Here is a 26,311-nt window from a genome sequence, read left to right on the forward strand (position 1 = left end):
AGTTATTTTATGGATAAAAAAAATCCCAATGCACTATTCTAACACTACCAAGTTATCATCTATTAAGTCATGGGCAGAGGAAGATCGCCCTAGAGAAAAAATGTTACAAAGAGGTCGGAAACATTTATCCAATGCAGAGTTAATTGCTATTTTGATTGGCTCTGGTTCCGCAACAGAATCTGCTGTAGGTTTGGCACAACGGATTCTCAATTCAAGCAAAAATAACCTACAAGAATTAGGAAAAAAGAGTATTCAAGAATTGCAATTATTTAAAGGAGTGGGACCTGCCAAGGCTGTTTCTATAGCTGCTGCCTTAGAATTGGGGATTCGCAGACAAGCAACCCCTATTGTACAAAAACCTCAGATTACTCAAAGCTCGGATGCTTACAACATACTAGTCGCTGACTTGATGGATTTACCACATGAAGAATTTATTGTCTTGCTACTCAATCAATCTAATCGAGTTATGAAGCGCATTTATATTAGTGTGGGTGGGGTAGCAGGCACGGTGGTAGATGTCAAAAAAATATTTCGAGCAGTTTTAGAAAATCCCTTAGTTTCCGCAATTATTTTAGGTCATAATCATCCTTCTGATAATCTTCATCCAAGCAAGGCAGATATTGATATTACTCAAAAAATAAAACAAGCAGGTAAGTACTTAGATATTGCTGTATTGGATCATCTTATTATTGCGGGAAATAGCTATACAAGCCTTGCAGACGAAGGTTTGATGTAAAAAAAAAAGAACATTAATTGTTTTAAATTAAAAAGTGTAAATCATTGTAAATCAGTTTAAAATGACTTTGTTTTGTCATTTTTTTGTGTTAAAATAGTGCTTGGTAAACGTGCTATATTATTGAATTCAAAAATAAAATGACATGAAAACAATTTTTCTTTTGCTTTTTTTTACTCAAGCGTCTTTTGCTTGTTTGTTATCTGATAATTCTTACTTATTGGAAGACAATATATTATTAGATATAAAGGTTGAAAGCCATTTAATAACATGGTCTCCTTGCGAAGGTGGGGGAATTTCGGCTACTGTACAGGTTAGTATTTATATTAACAATCCACTTAATCCTTCCGTTTATTTATTGGCAGCACAGCAGGTTGTAGAAATTCCTTGTGGAACAGTACATAAGATGACTCGTTCTGAATTAGATAGATATGTATTATCTAAGAAAACGAAAGGTATCCCATTTATTGTCGATTATTTAAAAGAAGAAGATCATGATGGCAGTATATTTAAGCAGGTGGCATCAAGTATTTATAAAAGAATACGGACACTAGAGGATTAATCTTTTGGATGCGATTTTTTAGATTATAAGCCATTATAGATTGACTTTTAGTTGTGAATAATAGCTTATAATTTAAAACATTACAATTTTTATAATGTTTTGATTATAGGTGATTTATGTTAGGTAGAAATGAAAAAGTACTAAAAAAAAAATTATCTTTCGAAGATTATAAACCCTACAAACATTTTATCATGGCTTTTCTAAAAAAGATCACTGAATTAAAAGAACAAATCAAGTATTTTGAAGAATTAACAGCAAATTTAGAGCATAGTTCTAATCATAAACAATTTGCAATACAATTATCAGCACTGAAAAAATTATTGGATCAGCATTTAATGTCTAATAAATGGCAAGTGAAATGGTGGACAAATACCCCTATAGAAGTTGAAAAGGATCAGATAAAAGTTCGAGTACAAGTAGGCGGTTTTAAGTTTACTGAAGCAGATAAAACAACTCCTATTACGGTTTTAATTCGAGTATCTTTTGACTCCACAGAGGTATCGACAACTCTAAATCAACCTACTAAATCCAATGATGGTTGGCATGCCTTTAGGGGAGAAGTTCAGATTCCTATAGATTTTTTAAGTGGCTCCTTTACGATTAATGTTACCACAACTGTAGGTGGAAAAACACATTCACTTTCAGATCAGCGAAGCCTACCAGAAATAGATCCAGAAGGGCAAGAAGTGTTGGCTTATCTGAATGGGTTGAATTTAGAAAAAGATTCTTTAACGATCTATGCTAAGCTAAAAACAGAAACTGTAGAAGGCAAAAGCCTTCGGGAGTTAGATGCTTTTAAGGCAGAAATAGAAGCAGCTATTGCGGACATCCAAAACAATATGCTTAGCCCTGCGCAAAATATGTCTGGAGCTGGAAAGGCTTTGTTTGAAAAACTATTAAAAGAACAGCCTATTAATTGCAAAAGCTATTTTCATCGGCATTATGAATCGGAGTGGAAAGATGGAACCACAGCTTATTATAACATCATGCATTTTGTGGTCAATTTGCACACACATAAAATTTCAGATTTTACTACTGAATATATCCAGCCTTTACAAACTAAGCTAGCAGAGGTTGTCCAAGAAATGGATCAAATAAAAACGGCCAATGCTAAAATAGAAGCAGCTTATCATAATAATTTGATAGAGATAGCGGAAAAAACAGCAATAGGGGGCATTATTGTTCGTAAAATAAAGGAAATTTGTGGGCTAATTGCTGATTATGAAGCACTAAAAGAAGATCATGCTTTTTTGAATGAGCCAGAGGGGACTGATGCTTTTAAGTTGGTGGTTAAAGATAGAGATACGGTTATACAACCTATTTTTCAGACCTTAGAGGGACTCAAAGCTAAGCATGTTGCACTTGGTAAAACGATTGTTGAAAATTACGATTTATTGTATCGACCCAATGGCAGTCTTAGAGGAGGAAAGGAGACCAAAGCACTTCGGAAGGAGCTTAAAAAAGAAGAAAATGAAGCAACTTTTTCGCTGAGCATTTTTACAACAGAGGAAGAAGTATTGATATTGCACGAACATATATTTGGCAAGATAAAGCTTTTTGCAACTAGGGCAACGGATTTTTACAAAGACTATCACAGGATTTGGTTGGACTTTTCTAGAATTGACCAGTCTACTCCTGAAATGAGCATCAAGGCTTATGATCCTATTTTAGATAAAGAATTTAAAGAGAAATTTGAAAAGAGTATTGAAACTTTTGATGACGGAGAGAAAGCTAGAAGTGGACTTAGTTTGGGAGAGGTGAACAACACATTAACTGATGAACAAGGAATTAATCCAGAAGATGTGCAGCAGGGGAGCATAGGCGATTGCTATTTTTTGTCAGGCGTAGAAGCGTTGGCTCGTTTTGATGCCAATCAGATTTACGGAGGACCTGATTCCATTATATCAGAACCAGATTCAGACGGTAATTATACGGTTCAATTGTATATTCCTGATCCACTGCCAACAGATGCTAAGCACTTGAGAAGAGTTCGAATTAAGGTTAAACCAACGTTTGTTGAGGCAAAAATTGTTCTAAAAAACACTAAGCAGGTAAAAACAAGTACAGATCCAGAATATTTAAAACCAGAAAAAACGCCCTTTTTTGCCAAAAGTGGGAAAGAAGAAAAAAAAGGAGAAAAAGGCGAAATGTGGGTACAACTGTTGGAAAAAGCAATCGCAGAGTTGGAAGGTTCTTATGGTGAAATCACAGGAGATAAAAATGAAATTCCTCTTTCGGGGCTAGAAATGTTAACAGGACAGCGTTCTACCAATTATAGTCTTCCAGTTGACCTAGATACAGCAATTAATGCCTTGATTACTGCCCAAACGACCAATCAGCAAACACCAATGGCAAAGTTTGCGACCAAAAGCATTCTTCCAGCAATGGGAAGCTCCGCAATAGGATCGGGCGAAAAACATACCTTATATCGCCCCAATACAAGACTATATGCCAAGCATGCCTATTCATTGGTTCGTATCATCAATACAACTGTTAATAATGAAGTTTTTCAATTGCAAAATCCGCATAACCATGATATTGTAGAAGAGGGGCAAGCCATTGATGGAGGGCGTTTGATTGAGGTTACTAGAGCAGAATTAAGCACCTATTTCTCTTCCATAGAGATTAACTAATACCGATCTGAACCATGAAATATAGCCTACTGATACTTTTAGTGATAAGTTTAGGGAGTTGTACGCACAAACTAATTTGGGAATGTCCTTATGGAGAAGATTTAAGTACTTGCTCCTTTAATAAGGAACATGTTGTTTATGAAAAACTACAAAAAAAGTATTGGACTAAAATCGTTTTTGATGGATTAGAAATGGATACACTTCCCCTTTCTATTTTTTACTTAAAAAAGTTGAATACTTTTTCTGCATGGGGAAGTGGAGTTCGATTTATTCCTCAACGTTTTTTTGATTTACAAAATCTCAAAGTGTTTAGATTGGATGGCAATCATCTTAGCTATCTTTCTGAGGATATTAATAAACTACAGAAGCTTAAACATCTCTTTCTTGGAGGGGGGACTTTGCAGAAACTTCCTACTGAACTGCCCCCCAATTTAAAGGGCTTAGGGCTTGGGAATAATTCTTTTGGAACAATACCTACTGTTGTTTATGGTTTAAAAAAATTGGAATTTTTGTACTTGGATGGGAATTGGCTAGACTCTATCCCCGCTAAAATTATGGAACTGCGCCAACTAAAAGTATTAAGTATAGGGAGCAATCGATTCCTAGAAAAATTACCAAAGTTCGATAATTTTCCCTCTTTATTGCATTTGGACATTTCTGATTTGCCCTTAATCAAGGAGCTGCCCGATGATTTTTTTGCAGGGATAAGCCACCTAACGGGCTTGAGAATTTCTAAGTTTAAAGGAAAGATTCCGAGTAGTTTTGATCAGTTGATCCATTTAGACTATTTAGCCGCAGAAAAAACGAATATGGGGAAGCAAAAAATGGAGCAAATATGCCATCTATTGAACTTGCGCTATTTATCGTTAGAAGATAATTGGGTAAAAACAATCCCCAAAGAATTTGCCCAATTAAAAAAGCTAGAAAGGCTTGATTTAAAGGGCAATTTATTGAATGCCTTTCCTAAGGAAATTTGTGCGTTATCAAAGCTAAAAAGGCTAAATTTGAGTGATAATTCTATAAAAAAACTCCCCATAGCAATAGAACAATTAAAACAATTAAAGTATTTGTTCCTCCATGATTGTGAACTAGAGGAATTGCCAGAAAGTTTTGCTAAGTTGCCCAAATTGGAAGAATTGGTACTTAGCAAAAATCCTATCCAAAAGCTGCCTGCTACTATAGGGCAGCTCAAAAACTTGCGCTATTTAAATATTCGTAAAACAGGGATCAAAGTACTTCCACCAAGCATCAAGAAATTAAAAAATCTCAAGAAAATTACGGTTTCTAAACATCAAATTCAAAATCTTAAAGAGCAGCTTCCACCCAATTGTAAAATTGAAGCGTATTAAAGGAAGTGGATAATGCCTAATAGAAATAACTTAATCTTAGTTCAGCCAGTATGTCATTTTTGTATCTTTGATTTTAGAATTTAGTGCGTACAAATCCATGACTTGTCTAAGAACCAAAATTTTAACGAGCGATTATGGAGATAATATTGTATCTTTGTACTAAAATATTGCGGTTAAAATAAGAAAATGGAAAAAAAAGATATTAGAGAATTGGGCTTGGATGACTTGGTTCGTTTTTTTGTCTCAATAGGAGAATCAAAGTTTAGAGCCAAGCAGGTGTACGAGTGGCTGTGGAAAAAGAGTGCTTATTCTTTTGAGGATATGACCAACTTGTCTAAAAAATTAAGGGAAACGCTAAAGGAGACGTTTGTTATTTTGCCAATTGTTGAAGACTTGTCACAAGTTAGTGCAGATGGGACGATTAAATCTCGGTTCAAATTGCACGATGGGCATTTGGTAGAATCTGTTTTGATTCCTGTTCCTAACCAAAACCGTTATACCGTTTGTATTTCTTCTCAAGTAGGTTGTAGTTTGAGTTGCAAGTTTTGTGCAACGGGGCAAATGGATAGAATTCGCAATCTAACAGCTGCGGAAATTTATGATCAGGTGGTTAAGGTTAATGTTAAGTGTGAAGCACACTATGGTCATCCCATTACTAATATTGTATACATGGGAATGGGGGAGCCTTTGTTGGCTTATAAGCCCGTTATGCGCAGTGTAGAAATGTTGACGTCAGAGGCAGGCTTGAATATGGCTCCTCGACGCATTACCTTAAGTACTGCAGGGATTGCTAAAATGATTAAAAAACTAGCAGACGATGGTACCCGTGTCAATTTAGCGTTGTCTTTGCATGCCGCAGACGATGTTAAACGGAATTCGATCATGGCCATCAATGAAAGCAACAATCTGAAAACGTTGACAGAAGCTTTGCGTTATTTTTATAGTAAAACAAAGGACAGCAAAATAACCTTTGAATACATTGCTTTTGATGGCTTTAATGATACGATAGAAGATGCTAAAAATTTGTTGCAATTATGCAGGCAAGTCCCAACCGCAAAGGTAAATGTTATAGAGTACAACCCTGTTAATGGCGTTGAGTTTACCAAGTCCAAAGAGGACAAAATGGATAAATTTGCTCAATATTTAAGAAAAAATAATGTTGCCATTACCTTGCGTCGCTCTCGTGGAAAAGATATAGATGCGGCTTGTGGGCAATTGGCCAATAAAGAATAACCCTAAACTCAAAAAGATGTTGCATCTATTACAACTGGAGTGGAAAAAAGTGGCTCCTAATCGTTCTTTTCGATTGGCAATGGGCATGTATGTGATTTTATTGCCACTGTTATATTTAACCGTTAAGTCAATGACTTCCTCTGGCAAGGGAGCACCAGCGGAAATGGTACAGTCTTTTTATGTATTTCCTAATATTTGGGACACCATTGCTTATTGGGCAAGTTGGTTAACTTTTTTCTTGTTGGTATATATCTCTATATGGATGGTTACTTCAGAGCATTCCTTCAAGACAATGCGACAGAATTTGATTACGGGAATGGAGCGCCGATCTTTTTTATTGGGCAAGGTAATGATGATGACCCTATTGGCACTTTTTGCTACCTTATATATGGCAATTGTTGCGTATATCTATGGCTCTTTTGCTGGAGGCTATGGCAATCCTTGGGGGCATGAAATCAATGCTGTTTGGCGTTTTTTTGTTCAAAATATGTTCTATATGAGTTTCGCCTTTATGTTAGCGGTACTCTTTAATAGAAGCGGTTTGGCAATGATTGTGTTCTTTGCTTATTTATTAATTGTAGAACGAATTATTCGCTATTTAGTTTTTCTCAATTTATTAGACCAGCTCAAGTGGGGGAGTTATTTCCCAGGTAGTGCAGCTTGGGATGTTGTTCCTTTTTATATGGCAAAAAAAGCTCCTTCTTTTAATCAAGAAATTGCAGAACTTATTTTGCCTTATAATGTTGCAACGGGGCTTACTATTGTGTATACTATTCTTTTCTTAGGAATTGCTTATCGTGTATTCATGACTAGAGATTTATAGCCTCTAGTCTTTAAATTGAATATAACGTTGTGCATTAATGGGTTGACCATTGAACCACATCTCAAAATGCAAATGCGGACCATCTGTCATTTCTCCTGTATTGCCAATAATTGCGATACCTTCTCCTGCATGAACAATGTCTCCTGCTTTTTTGAGCAAAGAAGAGTTGTGTTTGTAGAACGAAATGATATTATTATCGTGCTGAATAGCTAACATATGTCCAGTATCTGCCGACCAAGTTGCTACAATTACGGTTCCTTTTTGAGTGGCTTTGATGACTTCGCCTTTGGGGGCAACAATGTCCGTTCCATAATGCCCACGGCTAGGAGCAAAGGTGTCAGATATAATTCCTTTTAGTGGTGCGGTAAAAATCATAGCGCTAATATCTGTATTTGTCTGTAGGGTGTTTTCTATTAAATTACCCAACTCTGTTTCGCTATCTACACTTTCCATCAAGACTTTTAACTCATCCGATTTTTGTGGTACAACAACTTCTTTCCCTGATTTTTGGGCAGAGGGATCTTTTATATCATTGGCATATTCAAACTTTTCATAGACCAAATCTTTGATTTTTAGAATAAATAAATCCCGATCAGCCACAGCTTGCTCTAACGAGTCAATATGAACATAGATCTTACTGATTTGTGAACGAATATTTTGATTGCTATGCTCTGGTACAATCCGTCCCATTGGAGTAAAAACCAGCAATAGAATGGTAAATAAGCTAATGACCATAACAATGGCACCAATAATTGCAATTACATTAAAAGGAATCAACCTAAAAGAGCGTTCTTCTTGAAATGTTTCATCATTAATAAGTACCAACCGATATTTTTCATCTATCCACTTGAACATGAGAACCTTTTTATTTAGCAAGACCAAGCTTAAATTAAACACTTGTAGTTTGGATTTCTGAATATAAAGTGCTTTTTTAAACGGTCAAAAATTCAAATTAAAAACATAGAGGGCAAAAGTACAAAAAGAATAGGGGGATTTATCACATAAACTCTTACACTTTCGTTAAAAAATTGACACAAGGCAGCAAAAGTTAAATAAAGAGCGTATTTTTGTAGATAGCACGCTCTTCTTTTTATGCTTGTTGTTCTAATAATTGTAAAACAAGAGCTTTTGACCCAAAATTATAGTAGCAAAACGATTCATTGCATGAAAAGTCTATTCATATTCTTTAGTACCATCGGGCTAACCATCATTATGTTGGTAGGATGTGCTAAACAAACTCTTGTTACCAAGCCTTATCACAACTTAACAGGGCGTTACAATGCTTATTATAATGCCAATTTGCGTGTTGTAGAGAGCTTTGATTTGTTGAACAAGCAACATCAGGACAATTACAATAAGTACTTGGAAATGTATCCTTATGCGGCAGTAGCCGATGCAGGGGCGGTCAAGCAACCATTGGATGAAGCCATTACTAAATGCGCTCGAAATATTAAATTACATACGGTTGGGAATTGGACCGATGATAGCTATCATTTGATGGGAAAGGCTGAGTTTTTACAAAAGGAGTATGAACGTGCTGCTAATACTTTTAAATTTATTGTCGATAAATACCATCCAGAAAATGTTGCCAAAGAGTTAGAAAAACTCAAAAAGAAAAAGAAGAAAAAAAAGAGAAAGAAAAAGCGTAGAAAACGCAAAAAGAGAAAGAAAAAGAAGAAGTCCCAAAAGAAAAAAACGAAGCAAGAGGCTGAGGATGAAGAGGACGAAAAACCAATCAAATATGGCATCAAACATCGTCCTGTACGATATCGTTCTATGCTTTGGTTGGCTAAAACGTACATTGAATTGGGACAATTTGATGAGGCGGGGTATTATCTGCGACAATTAGAAAATGATAAAAAGGTTCCTAAAAAACTTTATCCAAGAATTCAAGCTGTTATTGCTTATAGTTGGATCAAACAGAAAGAGTACGAAAAGGCTATAGAGCCTTTAGAATTGGCTGTAGCGCATACAAAAAAGAAAACGATCAAAAATCGTTACGTCTATTTATTGGGGCAAATCTATCAGATGCAAGGAAATAGCCAATTGGCAATGGAGCGTTTTCATCATATTTTGCGTTTACGCCCTAGTTATGAGATGGAATTTAATGCTCGTCTTAATATGGCAAAAAATGCAGCTGGTGCAACGGGCAAAAAGGTAGTCGATCCTGAAATCGCTTTGAAACGCATGTTGCGTGATTCAAAGAATGAAGAATACAAAGATCAAATCTATTTTGCTTTAGCCGAAATTAAATTAAAATCAGGTAATAAAGAGGATGGAATTCTTGCTTTACAGCAATCCTTAAATTATAGCAGTAATAATGCGCAACGTACTGAAGGCTGCCTACTATTGGCTCAATTGTTTTATGAAAAGGATGACTTTGTTCAGTCCTATGCTTATTACGATAGTACCATCCAAGTAATGGATAAAAAGGATGAGCGCTTTGCAACCACAGATCTGTATAAACATCGATTAAAAGGCGTGGCTACTCATTTAGCAGCAAAGATAGATAAAGATAGTATGTTAGTGGTTGGTTCTTGGGAGCGATTAAAACAAGAACGTTGGGCGATTAATGGAATGGAAATGGAAGAAGCGATGGCAAAAAATCGTGCAGCAAAAGGACCTAATAACCCGTTGCCTACTAAAAAAGGATTTCGTGAAATGGAACTGAGTTCTATGAATGCTGCTACAGATCGACCATTACCTAGCCGAACAGGATCTAGAGGTGCAACAGGGACGGTAACGATTTCGGATGCAGCATTACAAAAATCAAAATTTCCATTGTATAATGCCACCCTCAAAAAGAAGGGAGAACGTGAGTTTGAAAAGCGTTGGAATAAACGTTCTTGGGTGGATAATTGGAGACGTTCAGATCGAGAAGAGGACATTACAATAAATGATGAAGAAATTGCTGCTGCTGTTCCTAAAACACAAGCAGAGATTGATGCCTACCTGAAGAAAAAGGGAGTGCCTAAGAGCGATCAAGAAAAAGAAGCATTGGCGCTAAAAGTTGGTGAGGCTATGTTTAAAGCGGCAGAACATTATAGAGAGGATTTAGGTAGAAATGACAAAGCGCTCCAATTGGTTAAACAATTGGTTGCTAAGTATCCTGATAATCCTTATGCTGTAGAGGCGATGTTTTTGGCTTACAATATCTATTCGGAAAAAAACAATGCTACCCAAGCCAATTATTATAAAAATGAAATTCTTAAAAAGTATCCAGAATCAAATATTGCAAAAGTGTTGAGCGATCCTGAATTTGCTAATTCTGAAAAAATTAAGTATCAAAAAATTAACCAATATTATGACGATACTTATGCTATGATCCAAGATGGAAAAGCAGAGCAGGCTTTGAGTAGAGTTCGTGCCGTTCCAACGGAGTTTGGGAGCAATTATGAAATGAAAGCACGTTTTGCCATATTGGAAGCTATGTGTGTAGGGGGAATGAAAGGAGAACAGGATTATATCAAAGCATTAAGAATTATTGTTACTAGTTTTCCCAACACCAAAGAAGAAAAGCAGGCTAAGGCAATGATCGCTATTTTAGGTGGCAATAAAGCAAAAAATAAAGGAGGAGCAGTAAATAATAATAAGGGGGGAGCCAAAGACTTAGTGCCTTATCGAGTAAATATGAAAACCAAGCATCTTATCTTGGTTGTGTTTGACAATAAAAAGACAAAAATTAATCAGTATAGAGCAGGATTAACGGAGTTTAACAACAAGTTCTATTTAAACAACCGTTTGAGTGTTTCTTCTATTTTGGTAGATGGAGGAACGCCTAGTTTGACGATTCGTGGTGCTTTTACGAGCGGAGAGCAGGCAATGAAGTACGTAACAGATGCTAGAGCTAATCCAGAATTTTTACCAGGTGTAAAAGGCTATACCATTTATGCGATTTCTCAAGAAAATTATGGGCTAGCAATGACTACACAAAAGTTCTATCAGTACCGTGCATTTTTTGAGAAACATTACCGATAAATAAGAGAATCAACCTATTGATAAAATTGGCATTTCTTCTAGAAAGAGATGCCAATTCTTTTTTTATCTTTGTACTGATTCAAGTTGAAAACCTTGGTGCTATAGGAGGTTTATAAAATATATAGCGTTTTACAAAAATTGTTACTCCGTGCAATCCATTGGATACAAATTGCTTTTGCCTTGTAGTTTTGTTGCACTTATGAAACAGTTAATGAAAAAATAACAGTATGCCTAAATATATAGAAGATTTGTCAGAACAGTCCAACCCCTCAGATGTTCGTTTGATTGAAAGAGAAAAAAGAGTTGCCAAGTATCAAAATTTCATTAAATGGATGTGGCGATTGTACGCATTGGGAATTTTATTGGCGATAGGAATTTTTGTAATGCTTTCTTTTGATTTACCTTCTTTTGAAGAATTGGAGAATCCTAGGAGTCGTATTGCTTCTAATATTTATTCGTCTGATCATGCCATTCTAGGGAAGTATTATATAGAAAATAGAACACCTGTAGAATACGATAGTTTGTCTCCGCACTTGATTAATGCCTTGATTGCGACAGAGGATGCTCGTTATTTGGAGCATTCTGGAATCGATGCGGAAGCTCTAGGGAGGGTGTTTGTAAAAACGTTGATTCTTCAGCAAAGTGGTGCTGGTGGAGGTAGTACAATTTCTCAACAATTGGCTAAATTATTAGTAGGGCGTCCTAATACTAAAAATAAGGGTACCATTAAACGAGCTTGGTTATTGGTTTCTACCAAACTAAAAGAATGGTTGACAGCAGTTCGTTTGGAACGCTCCTATACCAAACAAGAGATTATTGCCTTGTATTTTAATGAATTTGACTTTTTGTATGGAGCCAATGGAATCAAATCAGCGGCAGAAATTTATTACGACAAGCATCCTTATGATCTGAGCATTACGGAAGCTGCTATGTTGGTGCGCATGCTAAAAAATCCGTCCTTGTATAATCCCAGACGACATGTTGAACGAGCTAGCAAGGGTAGAGAACAGGTGTTAAAAAATATGCAAATCAAAGGGCATATTACAGAGGCAGAATATCATAAACTGCGTGTGACTCCCGTTGAAATGTCTAAATTTAGAGTTAAAGATCACAACGATGGGATTGCAACTTATTTTCGGATGTATCTGAGAGATTATCTCAAAAAACTATTGGTGCAATTGGCAAAGGATAATCCGCAGTTTCAGAAACCAGATGGTACTCCTTATGACATTTATAGAGATGGCTTAAAAATCTACACAACAATTGATTCTAGAGTGCAAAGGCATGCCGAAAAGGCTGCTTTAGACCACTTAAAAGAGCATCAAACTCGCTTATTTAAAACATGGTCAGATTGGAATCATCCTAATCCTCCTATTAATTCAAAAATCAAAAACCCTTGGACACGAAAAACCTCAAAAAATACAGATGCAGAGATGAATTTGCGTCGTTTGGGTTTGTTAAAACAAGTTTGGGGATCACCTCGTTATCAAAAGGTACGATCTAAATTTATGCCTACAGCAGTTGCCCATAAATTAAGAGATATTGATATTGATAGATTGTTCCAAATTGTTGAGTACGACAAAAAACCGAAACGAAAAAATCGCTATTCTCCTTGGGTAGATGGAAAAGCCTTGCTGAAAAAATGGGAAGAAACGGGATTCATTTCCTCCAAACAAGCGCAGAATTACAAAGATATTTTGACCAGCAAAGCAATTGATTCGCTCCAAAAGCAAAATAAAGCGATCATGGATTATATGAAAACGCCTGTTCAAACAACGGTGTTTGCTTATAACAAAAGAGGAGAAAAAGATACCTTAATGAGCCCGTTTGATTCGATCCGTTATCATAGAATGCATCTGCAAACAGGAATGTTGGCCTTGGAACCCACAACTGGAGCGATTAAGGCTTGGGTAGGAGGAATTAACCACAAATACTTTAAGTTTGATCATGTTAATAAAGATCAGGCTGCTCGCCAAGTAGGCTCAACGATTAAACCATTTTTGTATGCTTTGACAGTAGATCTAAAAGGCTATTCTCCTTGTTTTAAGGTGTGGGATCAACCTACCACTATTTCAAAAGGAGAGGGGCAATTTGGATTATTAAAAGATTGGACACCTAAGAACGCAGGTGGTTTTAGCGGGGACGAAATTACCTTAACAGAGGCTTTAAATCGTTCTTTGAACTCGGTTTCTGCTTATTTGATGAAGGAGCTAAAAGGTCCAGAACCTTTCCGAAATTTTTTGGCTGATGTTGGGATTGATACTTCTAATGGTCGAGTGCCAACTTCGGCGGCACTTTGTTTGGGAGTGCCTAACTTATCACCTTTTGAAATGGCAGGAGGATATACCATTTTTGCAAATAAAGGGACTTACACGGAGCCAATCTTTATTGATCGAATTGAAGATAAAAATGGCAATCTCATTTATTCGGCGGGGCAGGATCAACGTTCAGAAGCTATTTTGTCTGAACAGGGGGCTTATGTGATGAATCAGATGTTGCAACGCATACAGAGAGGGCGTTTGAGAGGGGTGAAATCTTCTTACGGAGGAAAAACAGGAACGACGAATTTTCAAGCAGATGGTTGGTTTATGGGAATAACGCCAGATTTGGTAGTCGGAACTTGGGTTGGATGCGACGATCGTTATATTCGTTTTAGAAGTTTGACCTATGGGCAGGGAGCAAAAATGGCTCGACCTATTTTTAGAAATGTTTTATTAAATATGGAGGCAGATTCAACCCTTCGAGAAGATAATGTTTTTAATCCCAATTCAAGATTCCCCATTCCCGAAATTATAGAACGAGAGATGGACTGTTTAAAATACAATCAGTTTACGGAGGAAAGCATTAAGGATAAAGGCAATGATGCAACCAATACCGATGTTTATGGAACAGATGAAGATTTTTAAATTGAAAAAATCAAGTTAAGTTCAATTATAGAAGCCGCTTGCAGATCTAAGATTTGTAAGTGGCTTTTTTTTTGTAACCTTTAGTTTATTGACCATTATAAAGAAACAGAGGAAGTTGTTAAACCTTAACAAAATGTTATTTATACCCACTTAAGTAACGGTTATAGATAATAAATTCAAAACGATCAACGTTTGAAAAATAATTAAGGAAGCCTTGCCTTTATCTATTTTCTTTGATCTTAAACCAATCGCTTATTGTAGATTTTTACATTTTAACATTACTCCGTTAATTTTAAATAACTAGCGTCTTAATTCTAATGTGCCCATAACGCAGAAAAAAGATAGAATAGCGACTAAGAATTAGTATTAAACGGATTACTGCTAGTAAAAACTTTGCAATAAAAAAAATCAAAGAAAATGAATTCAATCACAAAAATTACCAGCTTGTTGGTAGCTGGATTATTGGTTGTTACCAATTCGATAGATGCTCAAAATACTTACATGACCGAAGCAGGCGTTCGTGTTACAGAGGACAAAAAAGCCTGTAAGAAACCTAGGGATGGTTTTTATGATCGTTATCTGCACAAAGAAAAAATGCCACTGCCTTATGACTATATCCATGAAAAAGATGTTTTTTGGGAAAAAAGAATATGGAGAGAAGTTGATACACGTGAAAAAATGAATCATACTTTTGTTAGTCCGCATGGTCCTTTGATTACGACCCTCTTAGATGCTGCAAAAGAAGGAAACATTACACTTTATAGCTCTTGGGATGAGAAATTCTCTATTGCATTAAGTCAAGATGAAATCCAAAACCTAATGTCTTACGCTGATACCATTAGTATTTATGATCCAGAAACCCTTCGAGATAGCATTGTTGTTGTCACCAATGAATTTAATTGGGAGAATGTACAGAAGTATCGCATCAAGGAAGTTTGGTATTTTGATGAAGAAACCTCTACATTAGGCGTTCGAATATTGGGCATTGCCCCTATTATTAATCGCTATGATGATAACGGCGAATTTCTGAATTCTGGTCCCATGTTTTGGGCTTATTATCCAGAATTGAGAAAAACATTTGCGCAAACGGAGACGTTTAATCCATTGAATGATGGTGCTAGGTTGAGTTGGGATGATTTGTTTGAGGCTCGTCTTTTTTCTTCTTATATTATCAAAGAAAATAATATCCACGATCGACGTATTAAAGATTATGCAAAGAATGGCACCAATGCTTTATTAGAATCCGAAAGAATTCATTCTGAAATTTTTAATTTTGAACATGACCTTTGGTCTTATTAAAAACATTCCTAAAAAAAAAATGAAGAATGTAAATTTACATTCTTCGTTTTTTTTGTTTTACTAAGAAGCGACTAATTAGCCTATCTTTTTTTACCTTTTTTCTTGTCTGGAGCTTTTCCAAAATCGAACATAATAGAGAAACGTAAGGTGTTGTCCAAAGGATTACGTTGCCCTGCTTGAGAAGGAATTAGATACGAAAAGTTGATGTTGAAAATTTTATAACGAATACCTAATCCAACTGTAAAGAATTTTCGATTTCCTTTAAATTTATGCTCATTGTAGTGTCCAAAACGAACAGCAAATTGTTTGTTGTACCAATATTCTAAACCTACAGACCACATCAATTCAGAGAATTCTTCTCCAGCACCACCTGGTGCATCTCCAAAGGAAGAAAAGATAGAAGCAGGAACAGATTGTTGCTTGTAATCTGCTACATCATCATTATTGGCATCGTAATCAGGATTGATAACTGGATCACCATTACTATCCTTGATTATTTCTCCATCTTCGTCATATTGAAGTTTACGAACAGGAGTAGGTACTAACAGTTTATTAATATCTAAGCCTACAACAATAGAGTTGTGTTTGTCAAATTGATACTCAAATGAGAACCCTAAGCCTAAATTAGCAGGAATGTAATCACGGTTAGCAGATTGAGTATAAGATATTTTTGTACCAATGTTAGAGAACACTAGTCCAGCAGAGAAAATAGCATTTTTTCTATCTTTTAGATCTTCTCTTTTTTTGCCAATTTGCAACTCTTTGCGAAAAGTAAAGGATAAATCAGTAGCAAAACCATGTGCTGGAGTCATTGTTTGTCCTCCAGAAACGGCCCCAGTTCCCAAATTAGAAAAAATGTATTTTGGAGTGAAACCAACTGAAAAATCTTTACCTAGTTTACGAGCATAAGCAAAAGCCAATTCAAATTCGTTTGGACGAACCGTTTGCAACGGATTCCCTTGATCATCTGTATATTGAATTTGTCCCAAAGAGAAAAAGCGAAGGCTAACCCCGATGGTTTGGAAATAATCAACGTGTTTGTAAGCCGACAAATAGGCTAAAAATACATCGTTTAACCCCAAGGCACGTAACCAAGGAGTAAACGTAGCTGAAATACTAAAGTCCTTTGGTGCAAATGTTAAGTTGGATGCATTAAAATGCATAGAGTTGGGATCTGAAGGCATTGCAATTCCTACATCGCCCATACCGCCAAAACGAGCATCTGGAACAATGCGTAAGAATGGGACAGCTGTAATAATTGTATTGTTGCAATCAGAACCATCGGCAGAAGCACCATTAAAAGGGCAATCTATAGAGCCTTGTGCAATTGTTTTTGTCTGAGAAAGAGTAAGGGTTGCAATAAGAATAAGGCAACTTCTTAGAATCGTCATCTTCATATAAAAAATATTGTTTGTCATTACTGTTTTGGTTTGTAATCGTTCGTTCAGGTTGCTCTATCTTTATCCAATAAACAATACTTTATTATTGGGGTAGATAAATGATAAAAAAACCATTGACGTTTTACTAAAAAAATGATTCCTAGAAGTAAAGTTTTTACATATATTCGAAGTTTTGAATTCTACGGTCAAAAGTACAAATAAAATAGTACTTTCTCACTTCAATGCTATTTAATTTTATCTAAAACTAAGTGTTTTTAGCAGGACAATCAGTTGTCCTCAAAAATTATGCAGAAACACATTTTATCAAGTAAGAAATAAGAAGTTTTATATTTGAAAAAACAATATAAGCTCCCTGTTTCTTACTTGAGTTGTTTTATTTTATGAGGTTATTTTAGAATGACGAGTTTTTGAAATTCACTGCTTTGTTTTGTTTTGTCAGCCGCCCCTTCTGTTTGTACAAAAATCTTGTAAATATAAACGCCTTTGCCAATTCTATCGCCATAATCATCAAGACCATCCCAATGAATGTTATCCACCCGATAGCCATTGTTGGCTTCTGCATTAACATCGTGATCGATGGTTTTTATTAGTCGTCCAGAAACGGTATATATTTGAACCTGAACCTCTAGCGATTGATAAGGGAAATTGTGTTCAAATTGAAAATTAGTGCTGGTGGTAAATGGATTGGGATAGTTGAGGACATGCGCCAATGCCATATCTGCTGATTCTGCAACGACAAACTCTGTAGATCCCTCCCCCGGATTGTTGTAAACATCCCAAGCCTTTACTTTTACAGTATGCAAGCCAGGAGCAAGGTCTTTTAGCGGATAGATAGCCGTTCCTCTAGTATAATCATCTTTGGTAGATTCATAAAAATCATTAAGAATATACTCTTCTACCTCTTGTTTAGGAGTGGTTAACTTAGCCGTCAAGTCATGCCCAATGCTATTTCCAACGGTATTAATACCATTTTCATCGTATAATTTGACCAATAACTTAGGATTATTATCTGTAATTCCTCCTCTTGCAAACTCCTCTGTATTCATGTAAACCAACACTTCAGGACCCTGATTATCAACAGCGGCATTAGGATTAGATCCGCCAACAACCAATTTACTATAATGCCCATGAGCATCCATTTTGCTGCCATCTTCGGCATAATAAGACAACTTACCATAGCCTAAGGTGTAGTTAATATCTTTGGGAACAACAAAGGAGAAGGTAAAGTCTCCATCTTTGACGCTTGCTTGCCCTTTGAATATAATTTTCTTGCGCAAGAAAAAATCATCAGGGAAGCTCCCCGCATCATTACCTAAGGTAAACAGACGATCTTGTTTGTCAAAAACAGTAGGGTAGATGGTACCATCAAAATCTACTTTAACACCATTGTCGTCTACGACTTCTCCCGAAATAGTCACCAATTCTAAAGCTTTGATGGTATCTTGACTGCTGGCAGTAATAGGACGACCATTGATGCTCGTGCTTCTGATGGTGTGTTTGGGATAGGCTAATTTCATAGTAGGATCTCCCAACAGTGCATACTTTCTAGAATTGACTGGAGGAGTAATCGCTGCTTTATTTTTTGCCATTTTAAGAACTTCGCCAGTCGTAGGCATTTGACCATTGGTCTTTTTTTCAAAAATGACATTAAATGTATTTTTCACCAAACGTTCATTGTGAGAAGCGATAACAACTCGTACCGTTGTTAAAATAGAAATAGCACCACCATAAGGATTTAAAAGCAATAGTTCTCCTGCCGAAACAGTATTTGGGTCATCGTGAGGACCAAAAGAGCAAGTTGCAGTAATAAATAGTGGCAGCTTATTTTGGTTCGATAAATTATTGATGTCATTACTCGTAAAGACTCGTTCTTGTGTCCATCCGTCATCTCCTCCATGCCCTAGATAATTCACAATAAAACTACCTTTAAAAAGAATGTCTAAAAGAGAGTTTTTAGCATCGGGATAACGTTCTCCGCCAGAAGTGCTCACCTGTTTGTAGGCATCCAAATAGACCTTTTCGATGTTGTAAGTACTATCTTCATGCCCAGAAGCGATTGCAATACCCTCAGCATCGTAAAAATGTAAATTACTGTCTCCATCATCGGCTACAAAACAAAGTCGGTTTTTCCAGTCTTTGAGTACAGTAGGATTGGTTTCGTAATCTATGATTTTATCAACAAAGATCGTCGCTTCTTTTATATCAGCAGCAGGCAATCTTCCAACAGCAATGTCGAGTAAGCTAAAGGTAGACATTCTTTCTTGGGGATCCAACAACGCAAAATAATCGTCAGAAGTATAGGTGTTGATGGGATGCATGGACTCTTGGGTTTCATAGACAGGAACCAAGTTGGGGTTGTTCTCCGTAGTGCGATTTTCACCAATCGATTTGTAATCAAAAGAACCAATACCAAAGAGCAATAGATGTGTAAATTTGTGCGTTGGAGTTTCTCTTTCATAAAGCATTCTACAAAAATCACGAATAGCGGTAACATCAGGTTTTCCAGCAGCAAATTCATTATAAATATCAGCGACATCAATGACATCTACAGTCATATTATCTTGTGTACGTCGATGAGCAGCTAAACGCTCTGCTTGTGCTTTTAAGCTAGCGTGAACAACAAAAACAGCATCTGGAGGAGAAGTAATGGCATGCAAGTTTTGATTGTTAACAGGTCCTCTATCCAATGGGCGATAAAATTGATTGTTGTCAAAAGCAACAAATTCACGAAGGATAGAAGCATCAGCACCAAAACTAATGGTATTAGAGCCCGTATATTCTTGAATCACAACATGACTAGGATCACTGACATCCCATAAGGTAATGTTATTGGCGTTGGCAATTTGATAAGTCGCACTGTTTTGACCAAGCGAACGACTATCTCTAAAAGGGAGTTGACCACCAGCGAAATTTAATTGGCAACGAGCTTGAACCGATAGGTAATTCAGCCACATATCCGCAGCAGAACTAACATGATTAAGGTTAATTTGCACCTCAACATCTTGACCCGCTAAGACAGTGGGGGTACAAGGAAAGGTTAAACGTTTGGCATAGTCAGAATAAATATAAACAGTTGTAATAGCTGTGTTAATAGGAGGCCCCATAGAGCGCCCATTGGCTGCTAGGGTAGCGGTTCCAGGAGTAAATACACGAACGGCTAAATCAGATTGGATAGCAACTGGTTCACTTTCAATTCTATTTTTGAAATCAAATTTAAAGTCCCTAGTCCGAGTAATTCTAAAGGATTCACCATACCATTCTCTTCCTGAAGGAGGGAGTGCAAATTCCTGCTCCATCAAATTGGTTTGATCGACTTCGTGGTGGGCTAATGCATCATAAGCATCGGTTGTATAGCTAGAAGCACCCGTAGATGCTCGATTGCTCATGCGAAGCCCATTCGTTGAAGCGATTTTTATAAAATAATAGCTTTCGTTGGTATAAGGATTGATGCTGTGTTTAAATTTAGCACAGGTTGCAGTAGCATTATATTCCCAATTTTGAGTGCTGACACCATAGAATAAGATATAGTCATTTTGTCCAAAATTGCCATCGGCTTCTCCCGCTACAAAGATGTGATTTTCGACCAAATCATCGGCAATGGTAACATCCATTCGTTCAGGCAAGGCTTTACCACCATTACCTAAGAGTTGAATTTTTCTAGGATCAATATTGTCAACATCAATACCAATGCTTTTTAAGAAATCATAGTCCAATTTTTGTACACCAGTATTGGTGACGGCAATTTTGTAAATTTGTCCATCAGCGAATTTAGAAGTAGTAGCAAAATTTCTGGCATTTCTAGAACTATTATAAGGAGAAGGCTTGCTTAAGAGGTTAAGTTGTAAATCTGCCTTCACTAATTTTTCATATTGCCCCGTGGTCGGATTTTTTCGAATGGGATTAAAATGGATCATTCCAACAGGCTTTCTGCGCTCAAAAGAAACAGCAGTTTCTACCTTTATATCCCCAATCTGGCTCAAATCTAAATGGGTTGTATTCACAAGCGGTGTATATTGCTCATTGACCAACCTAGCCTTCAGCTCGCCATAATTCGTTAGTTCGATTTGTTTAGAATAAATAGGAAATTGTGGATTAGCCTCATCGTAACTAGCCTCTTCAAAATACATATAATGTAGGATATGATCTTGAGCGATTTTGTATTGTCGAGGTTGTTCCTCCCATTGAATAAGAATGGGCTCAGTAATAAGTTGAGCATAAACATTCGTACTAATTAATAAGGATAGGAGCAATGCCTTTAATGTTGTTTGAAGCATTATGTTTTGTGTTTTTAGAATTACTATATAGCAAACAACTATGGGTACATTGCTACATAAGATATAATTACCAAAGATAAAGAATCTATATCAAACTAATAATTATTAATATACTAGGCTTTATTATTAGGACAAACAAACTTCTTAAAAAGTTGGGATGTTTGAAAAAATTACAAATCCTTGATTCTTTTTCTTACAAAAATCAATGAACCAATGGGCTCATGGTTTGATTTATTTAGTTGTTAATGTAAAATTATATCATAGATGGTATTAAAACAGTTGTTCTGGAATTCTAAAAACTAGATCACTTATTTATGACCCATGTTTCTATAGAACGTGGAAAACTTGGAATGTGTTGATGCTTTTTTTGAAAAAAATGATTTTTATAGAGATTAGCTGTGGATCAATTAAGCCCTTAATTAGCAAATGGCGGGTAAATGAACAAAAGAGTAGGTTGAAAATGAGAATACCATTAGCAATTGTATCATTATATAACATTGTTTGTAACCTGTATCTATATAGTAGTACAGGTTACAAACCAATAGAATTAATACCTAATAGTATCCTATTTTAGAATGACGAGTTTTTGAAATTCGCTGCTTTGTTTTGTTTTGTCAGCAGCCCCTTCTGTTTGTACAAAAATCTTGTAAATATAAACGCCTTTGCCAATTCTATCGCCATAATCATCAAGACCATCCCAATGAATGCCATCCACCCGATAGCCATTGTTGGCTTCTGCATTAACATCATGATCGATGGTTTTTATTAGCCGCCCAGAAATGGTATATATTTGAACTTGAACCTCTAGCGATTGATAAGGGAAGTTGTGTTCAAATTGAAAATTAGTGCTGGTGGTAAATGGATTGGGATAGTTGAGGACGTGCGCTAATGCCATATCTGCTGATTCTGCAACGACAAACTCTGTAGATCCCTCCCCTGGATTGTTGTAAACATCCCAAGCCTTTACTTTTACGGTATGCAAGCCAGGAGCAAGGTCTTTTAGCGGATAAATAGCCGTTCCTCTAGTATAATCATCTTTAGTAGCTTCATAAAAATCATTAAGAATATACTCTTCTACCTCCTGTTTAGGAGTGGTTAACTTAGCCGTCAAGTCATGCCCAATGCTATTTCCAACGGTATTAATACCATTTTCATCGTATAATTTGACCAATAACTTAGGATTATTATCTGTAATTCCTCCTCTTGCAAACTCCTCTGTATTCATATAAACCAATACTTCAGGACCCTGATTATCAACAGCGGGATTAGGGTTAGATCCACCAACAACCAATTTACTATAATGTCCATGAGCATCCATTTTGCTGCCATCTTCGGCATAATAAGACAACTTACCATAGCCTAAGGTGTAGTTAATATCTTTGGGAACAACGAAGGAGAAGGTAAAGTCTCCATCTTCGACGCTTGCTTGTCCTTTGAATATAATTTTCTTGCGCAAGAAAAAATCATCAGGGGTACTCTCTCTATCATTACCTAAGGTAAACAGACGATCTTGTTTGTCAAAAACAGTAGGGTAAATGGTGCCGTCAAAATCTACTTTAACGCCATTGTCGTCTACGACTTCTCCAGAAATAGTCACGAATTCTAAAGCTTTGATGGTATCTTGGCTATTGGCTGTAATAGGACGACCATTGATGCTCGTGCTTCTGATGGTGTATTTAGGATAGGCTAATTTCATAGTAGGATCTCCCAACAGTGCATACTTTCTAGAATTGAGTGGAGGAGAAATTGCTGCTTTATTTTTTGCCATTTTAAGAACTTCGCCAGTCGTAGGCATTTGACCATTGGCCTTTTTTTCAAAAATGACATTAAATGTATTTTTCACCAAACGTTCATTGTGAGAGGCGATAACAACCCGTACTGTTGTTAAAATAGAAATGGCACCACCATAAGGATTTAAAAGCAATAGTTCTCCTGCCGAAACAATATTGGGGTCATCGTGAGGACCAAAAGAGCAAGTTGCAGTAATAAATAGTGGCAACTTATTTTGGTTCGATAGATTACGAATATCTCGACTTGTAAAGACTCGTTCTTGTGCCCATCCATCATCTCCTCCATGCCCTAGATAATTCACAATAAAACTACCTTTAAAAAGAATGTCTAAAAGAGAATTTTTAGCATCGGGATAACGTTCTCCGCCAGAAGTGCTCACCTGTTTGTAGGCATCCAAATAGACCTTTTCGATGTTGTAAGTACTATCTTCATGCCCAGAAGTGATTGCAATACCCTCAGCATCGTAAAAATGTAAATTACTGTCTCCATCATCGGCTACAAAACAAAGTCGGTTTTTCCAGTCTTTGAGTACAGTAGGATTGGTTTCGTAATCTATTATTTTATCAACAAAGATAGTCGCTTCTTTTATATCAGCAGCAGGCAATCTTCCAACAGCAATGTCGAGTAAGCTAAAGGTAGACATTCTTTCTTGGGGATCCAACAACGCAAAATAATCGTCAGAAGTATAGGTATTGATGGGATGCATGGACTCTTGGGTTTCATAGACAGGAACCAAGTTGGGACTGTTCTCCGTAGTGCGATTTTCACCAATCGATTTGTAATCAAAAGAACCAATACCAAAGAGCAATAGATGTGTAAATTTGTGCGTTGGAGTTTCTCTTTCATAAAGCATTCTACAAAAATCACGAATAGCGGTAACATCAGGTTTTCCAGCAGCAAATTCATTATAAATATCAGCGACATCAATGACATCTACAGTCATATTATCTTGTGTACGTCGATGAGCAGCTAAACGCTCTGCTTGTGCTTTTAAGCTAGCGTGAACAACAAAAACAGCATCTGGAGGAGAAGTAATGGCATGTAAGTTTTGATTGTTAACAGGTCCTCTATCCAATGGGCGATAAAATTGATTGTTGTCAAAAGCAACAAATTCACGAAGGATAGAAGCATCAGCACCAAAACTAATGGTATTAGAGCCCGTATATTCTTGGATCACAACATGACTAGGATCACTGACATCCCATAAGGTAATGTTATTGGCGTTGGCAATTTGATAAGTCGCACTGTTTTGACCAAGCGAACGACTATCTCTAAAAGGGAGTTGACCGCCAGCGAAATTTAATTGGCAACGAGCTTGAACCGATAGGTAATTCAGCCACATATCCGCAGCAGAACTAACATGATTAAGGTTAATTTGCACCTCAACATCTTGACCCGCTAAGACAGTGGGGGTACAAGGAAAGGTTAAACGTTTGGCATAAGCAACATAGGGGTCAACACTGGTCGTAACAGCATTGATCGGAGGCCCCATAGAGCGCCCATTGGCTGCTAGAGTAGCAGTTCCAGGAGTAAATACACGAACGGCTAAATCGGATTGGATAGCAACTGGTTCACTTTCAATTCTATTTTTGAAATCAAACTTAAAGTCCCTAGTCCGAGTAATTCTAAAGGATTCACCATACCATTCTCGACCTGAAGGAGGGAGTGCAGATTCCTCCTCCATCAAATTGGTTTGATCGACTTCGTGGTGGGCTAATGCATCATAAGCATCGGTTGTATAGCTAGAAGCACCCGTAGATGCTCGATTGCTCATGCGAAGCCCGTTCGTTGAAGCGATTTTTATAAAATAATAGCTTTCGTTGGTATAAGGATTGATGCTGTGTTTAAATTTAGCACAGGTTGCAGTAGTATTATATTCCCAATTTTGAGTGCTGACACCATAGAATAAGATATAGTCATTTTGTCCAAAATTGCCATCGGCTTCTCCTGCTACAAAGATGTGATTTTCGACCAAATCATCGGCAATGGTAACATCCATTCGTTCAGGCAAGGCTTTGCCACCATTACCTAAGAGTTGAATTTTTCTAGGATCAATATTGTCAACATCAATACCAATGCTTTTTAAGAAATCATAGTTCAATTTTTGTACGCCAGTATTGGTGACGGCAATTTTGTAAATTTGTCCATCAGCGAATTTAGAAGTAGTAGCAAAATTTCTAGCATTTCTAGAACTATTATAAGGAGAAGGCTTGCTTAAGAGATTAAGTTGTAAATCTGCCTTCACTAGTTTTTCATATTGCCCCGTGGTTGGATTTTTTCGAATGGGATTAAAATGGATCATTCCAACAGGCTTTCTACGCTCAAAAGAAACAGCAGTTTCTACCTTTATATCCCCAATCTGGCTCAAATCTAAATGGGTTGTATTCACAAGCGGTGTATATTGCTCATTGACCAACCTAGCCTTCAGCTCGCCATAATTCGTTAGTTCGATTTGTTTAGAATAAATAGGAAATTGTGGATTAGCCTCATCGTAACTAGCCTCTTCAAAATACATATAATGTAGGATATGATCTTGAGCGATTTTGTATTGTCGAGGTTGTTCCTCCCATTGAATAAGAATGGGCTCAGTAATAAGTTGAGCATAAACATTCGTACTAATTAATAAGGATAGGAGCAATGCCTTTAATGTTGTTTGAAGCATTATGTTTTGTGTTTTTAGAATTACTATATAGCAAACAACTATGAACGCATTGTAGAGTAGGTATATGCCTATACTAGTGTAGACCATCTATCACAATTTGCTTGCTAAAACAGTGTTTAAGGAATGTGATTGTAACTATTTTCCTCTATAGAAAACCAGAATTATAAGCTACCTAGGTTATATTCGTAACATAGACCAAGGAATAGCAGTATAATTATCTCGTAAGACAAAATGTCATTAATCTATCGAGTATAAAAAGTAGAACTACAGCATAAAACAATGTTAAAGGATGTATTTTGAAATTCTAAAAACATAGCCGATTAGTAGGGCTAATGTGTTGATCACACAAAAGTAATTAATGGACTACTAATTGATAAAACGTATACAAGTTGAGATATGTTGATGCCATAAAAAAACAATTTTTGTAAGAACGGCTATTTTGTAAAAGGCAGGGCTTTGTTGGTTGGTTAAATTTTTAGTAGTAATTGCAAAAACGAGGTAGTTGAAGGATTGTGAGCAGCGTCAGCTTGTAGGTTTATAATAAAGGAGGTAAGTAACTTCCTTAATTATTATTGCCAATTATTAAATTAAGGCAACTTTTTAGCAGCTATTGTCTGTAAATAGTTTGTTTTAATAAAAAGGAATTCGATAGAATCAAAAATAAGTGT

At 36.5% G+C, this 26,311-nt stretch carries 13 protein-coding genes; 9 read left to right on the plus strand and 4 right to left on the minus strand.

Features of this window, described 5'->3' with window-relative positions:
- Positions 1-28: 28 nt before the first annotated feature.
- The 6 genes from radC to AsAng_RS26010 all read left to right on the plus strand — a co-directional run bounded on the left by radC (position 29) and on the right by AsAng_RS26010 (position 7,333).
- Positions 29-736, plus strand: coding sequence for a RadC family protein (radC, locus tag AsAng_RS25985; RefSeq protein WP_264790058.1), 708 nt, complete (start codon positions 29-31; stop codon positions 734-736).
- Between the two features lie 142 nt (positions 737-878).
- Positions 879-1,295, plus strand: a complete 417-nt coding sequence (locus AsAng_RS25990; RefSeq protein ID WP_264790059.1) for a hypothetical protein — start codon at positions 879-881, stop codon at positions 1,293-1,295.
- Between the two features lie 191 nt (positions 1,296-1,486).
- Positions 1,487-3,928: a C2 family cysteine protease gene (locus AsAng_RS25995; protein WP_264790060.1), complete on the plus strand. Its 2,442-nt coding sequence runs from the start codon at positions 1,487-1,489 to the stop codon at positions 3,926-3,928.
- A 14-nt stretch (positions 3,929-3,942) separates the two neighbouring features.
- A complete protein-coding gene (locus tag AsAng_RS26000) occupies positions 3,943-5,277 on the plus strand; it encodes a leucine-rich repeat domain-containing protein (protein WP_264790061.1) in 1,335 nt (444 codons plus the stop codon).
- Between the two features lie 186 nt (positions 5,278-5,463).
- Complete coding sequence (gene rlmN, locus AsAng_RS26005) at positions 5,464-6,510, plus strand: 23S rRNA (adenine(2503)-C(2))-methyltransferase RlmN (protein ID WP_264790062.1); 1,047 nt, start codon at positions 5,464-5,466, stop codon at positions 6,508-6,510.
- 16 nt (positions 6,511-6,526) lie between these two features.
- On the plus strand, positions 6,527-7,333 hold the full coding sequence (locus AsAng_RS26010) for an ABC transporter permease (protein WP_264790063.1): 807 nt from the start codon (positions 6,527-6,529) through the stop codon (positions 7,331-7,333).
- A gap of 3 nt (positions 7,334-7,336) precedes the next feature.
- Here AsAng_RS26010 and AsAng_RS26015 read toward each other — a convergent pair whose 3' ends face one another.
- Positions 7,337-8,188, minus strand: coding sequence for a M23 family metallopeptidase (locus tag AsAng_RS26015; RefSeq protein WP_264790064.1), 852 nt, complete (start codon positions 8,186-8,188; stop codon positions 7,337-7,339).
- A 309-nt stretch (positions 8,189-8,497) separates the two neighbouring features.
- Here AsAng_RS26015 and porW point away from each other — a divergent pair, with 309 nt between their 5' ends.
- The 3 genes from porW (at position 8,498) to porN (ending at position 15,516) form a co-directional block, all read left to right on the plus strand.
- Positions 8,498-11,311 (plus strand): type IX secretion system periplasmic lipoprotein PorW/SprE, encoded by a 2,814-nt coding sequence (gene porW / locus AsAng_RS26020; protein WP_264790065.1) that lies wholly within the window; start codon positions 8,498-8,500, stop codon positions 11,309-11,311.
- A 227-nt stretch (positions 11,312-11,538) separates the two neighbouring features.
- Positions 11,539-14,217, plus strand: a complete 2,679-nt coding sequence (locus AsAng_RS26025) for a transglycosylase domain-containing protein (RefSeq protein ID WP_264790066.1) — start codon at positions 11,539-11,541, stop codon at positions 14,215-14,217.
- Between the two features lie 417 nt (positions 14,218-14,634).
- Entirely contained in the window at positions 14,635-15,516 is an 882-nt protein-coding gene (porN, locus tag AsAng_RS26030) for a type IX secretion system ring subunit PorN/GldN (RefSeq protein WP_264790067.1), read from the plus strand.
- 80 nt (positions 15,517-15,596) lie between these two features.
- Here porN and porV read toward each other — a convergent pair whose 3' ends face one another.
- From porV to porU (AsAng_RS26045), 3 genes are all read right to left on the minus strand, one after another.
- Positions 15,597-16,934 (minus strand): type IX secretion system outer membrane channel protein PorV, encoded by a 1,338-nt coding sequence (porV, locus tag AsAng_RS26035; RefSeq protein WP_264790068.1) that lies wholly within the window; start codon positions 16,932-16,934, stop codon positions 15,597-15,599.
- A 368-nt stretch (positions 16,935-17,302) separates the two neighbouring features.
- Positions 17,303-21,190, minus strand: a complete 3,888-nt coding sequence (gene porU, locus AsAng_RS26040) for a type IX secretion system sortase PorU (RefSeq protein ID WP_264790069.1) — start codon at positions 21,188-21,190, stop codon at positions 17,303-17,305.
- Between the two features lie 565 nt (positions 21,191-21,755).
- Positions 21,756-25,643, minus strand: a complete 3,888-nt coding sequence (gene porU / locus AsAng_RS26045; RefSeq protein ID WP_264790070.1) for a type IX secretion system sortase PorU — start codon at positions 25,641-25,643, stop codon at positions 21,756-21,758.
- Between the last annotated feature and the right edge of the window lie 668 nt (positions 25,644-26,311).

This window comes from Aureispira anguillae (genome assembly GCF_026000115.1).
In the GTDB taxonomy this organism is placed as follows: domain Bacteria; phylum Bacteroidota; class Bacteroidia; order Chitinophagales; family Saprospiraceae; genus Aureispira; species Aureispira anguillae.

Bases quoted from the DNA above. Each gene is read 5' to 3' on its own strand.
- AsAng_RS25990 (WP_264790059.1), top strand. From the start codon at position 879: ATGAAAACAATTTTTCTTTTGCTTTTTTTTACTCAAGCGTCTTTTGCT.
- AsAng_RS26015 (WP_264790064.1), bottom strand. From the start codon at position 8,188: ATGTTCAAGTGGATAGATGAAAAATATCGGTTGGTACTTATTAATGAT.
- AsAng_RS26025 (WP_264790066.1), top strand. From the start codon at position 11,539: ATGCCTAAATATATAGAAGATTTGTCAGAACAGTCCAACCCCTCAGAT.
- porW (WP_264790065.1), top strand. From the start codon at position 8,498: ATGAAAAGTCTATTCATATTCTTTAGTACCATCGGGCTAACCATCATT.
- porU (WP_264790069.1), bottom strand. From the start codon at position 21,190: ATGCTTCAAACAACATTAAAGGCATTGCTCCTATCCTTATTAATTAGT.
- rlmN (WP_264790062.1), top strand. From the start codon at position 5,464: ATGGAAAAAAAAGATATTAGAGAATTGGGCTTGGATGACTTGGTTCGT.
- AsAng_RS26010 (WP_264790063.1), top strand. From the start codon at position 6,527: ATGTTGCATCTATTACAACTGGAGTGGAAAAAAGTGGCTCCTAATCGT.
- AsAng_RS26000 (WP_264790061.1), top strand. From the start codon at position 3,943: ATGAAATATAGCCTACTGATACTTTTAGTGATAAGTTTAGGGAGTTGT.
- porN (WP_264790067.1), top strand. From the start codon at position 14,635: ATGAATTCAATCACAAAAATTACCAGCTTGTTGGTAGCTGGATTATTG.
- porU (WP_264790070.1), bottom strand. From the start codon at position 25,643: ATGCTTCAAACAACATTAAAGGCATTGCTCCTATCCTTATTAATTAGT.
- radC (WP_264790058.1), top strand. From the start codon at position 29: ATGCACTATTCTAACACTACCAAGTTATCATCTATTAAGTCATGGGCA.
- porV (WP_264790068.1), bottom strand. From the start codon at position 16,934: ATGACAAACAATATTTTTTATATGAAGATGACGATTCTAAGAAGTTGC.
- AsAng_RS25995 (WP_264790060.1), top strand. From the start codon at position 1,487: ATGGCTTTTCTAAAAAAGATCACTGAATTAAAAGAACAAATCAAGTAT.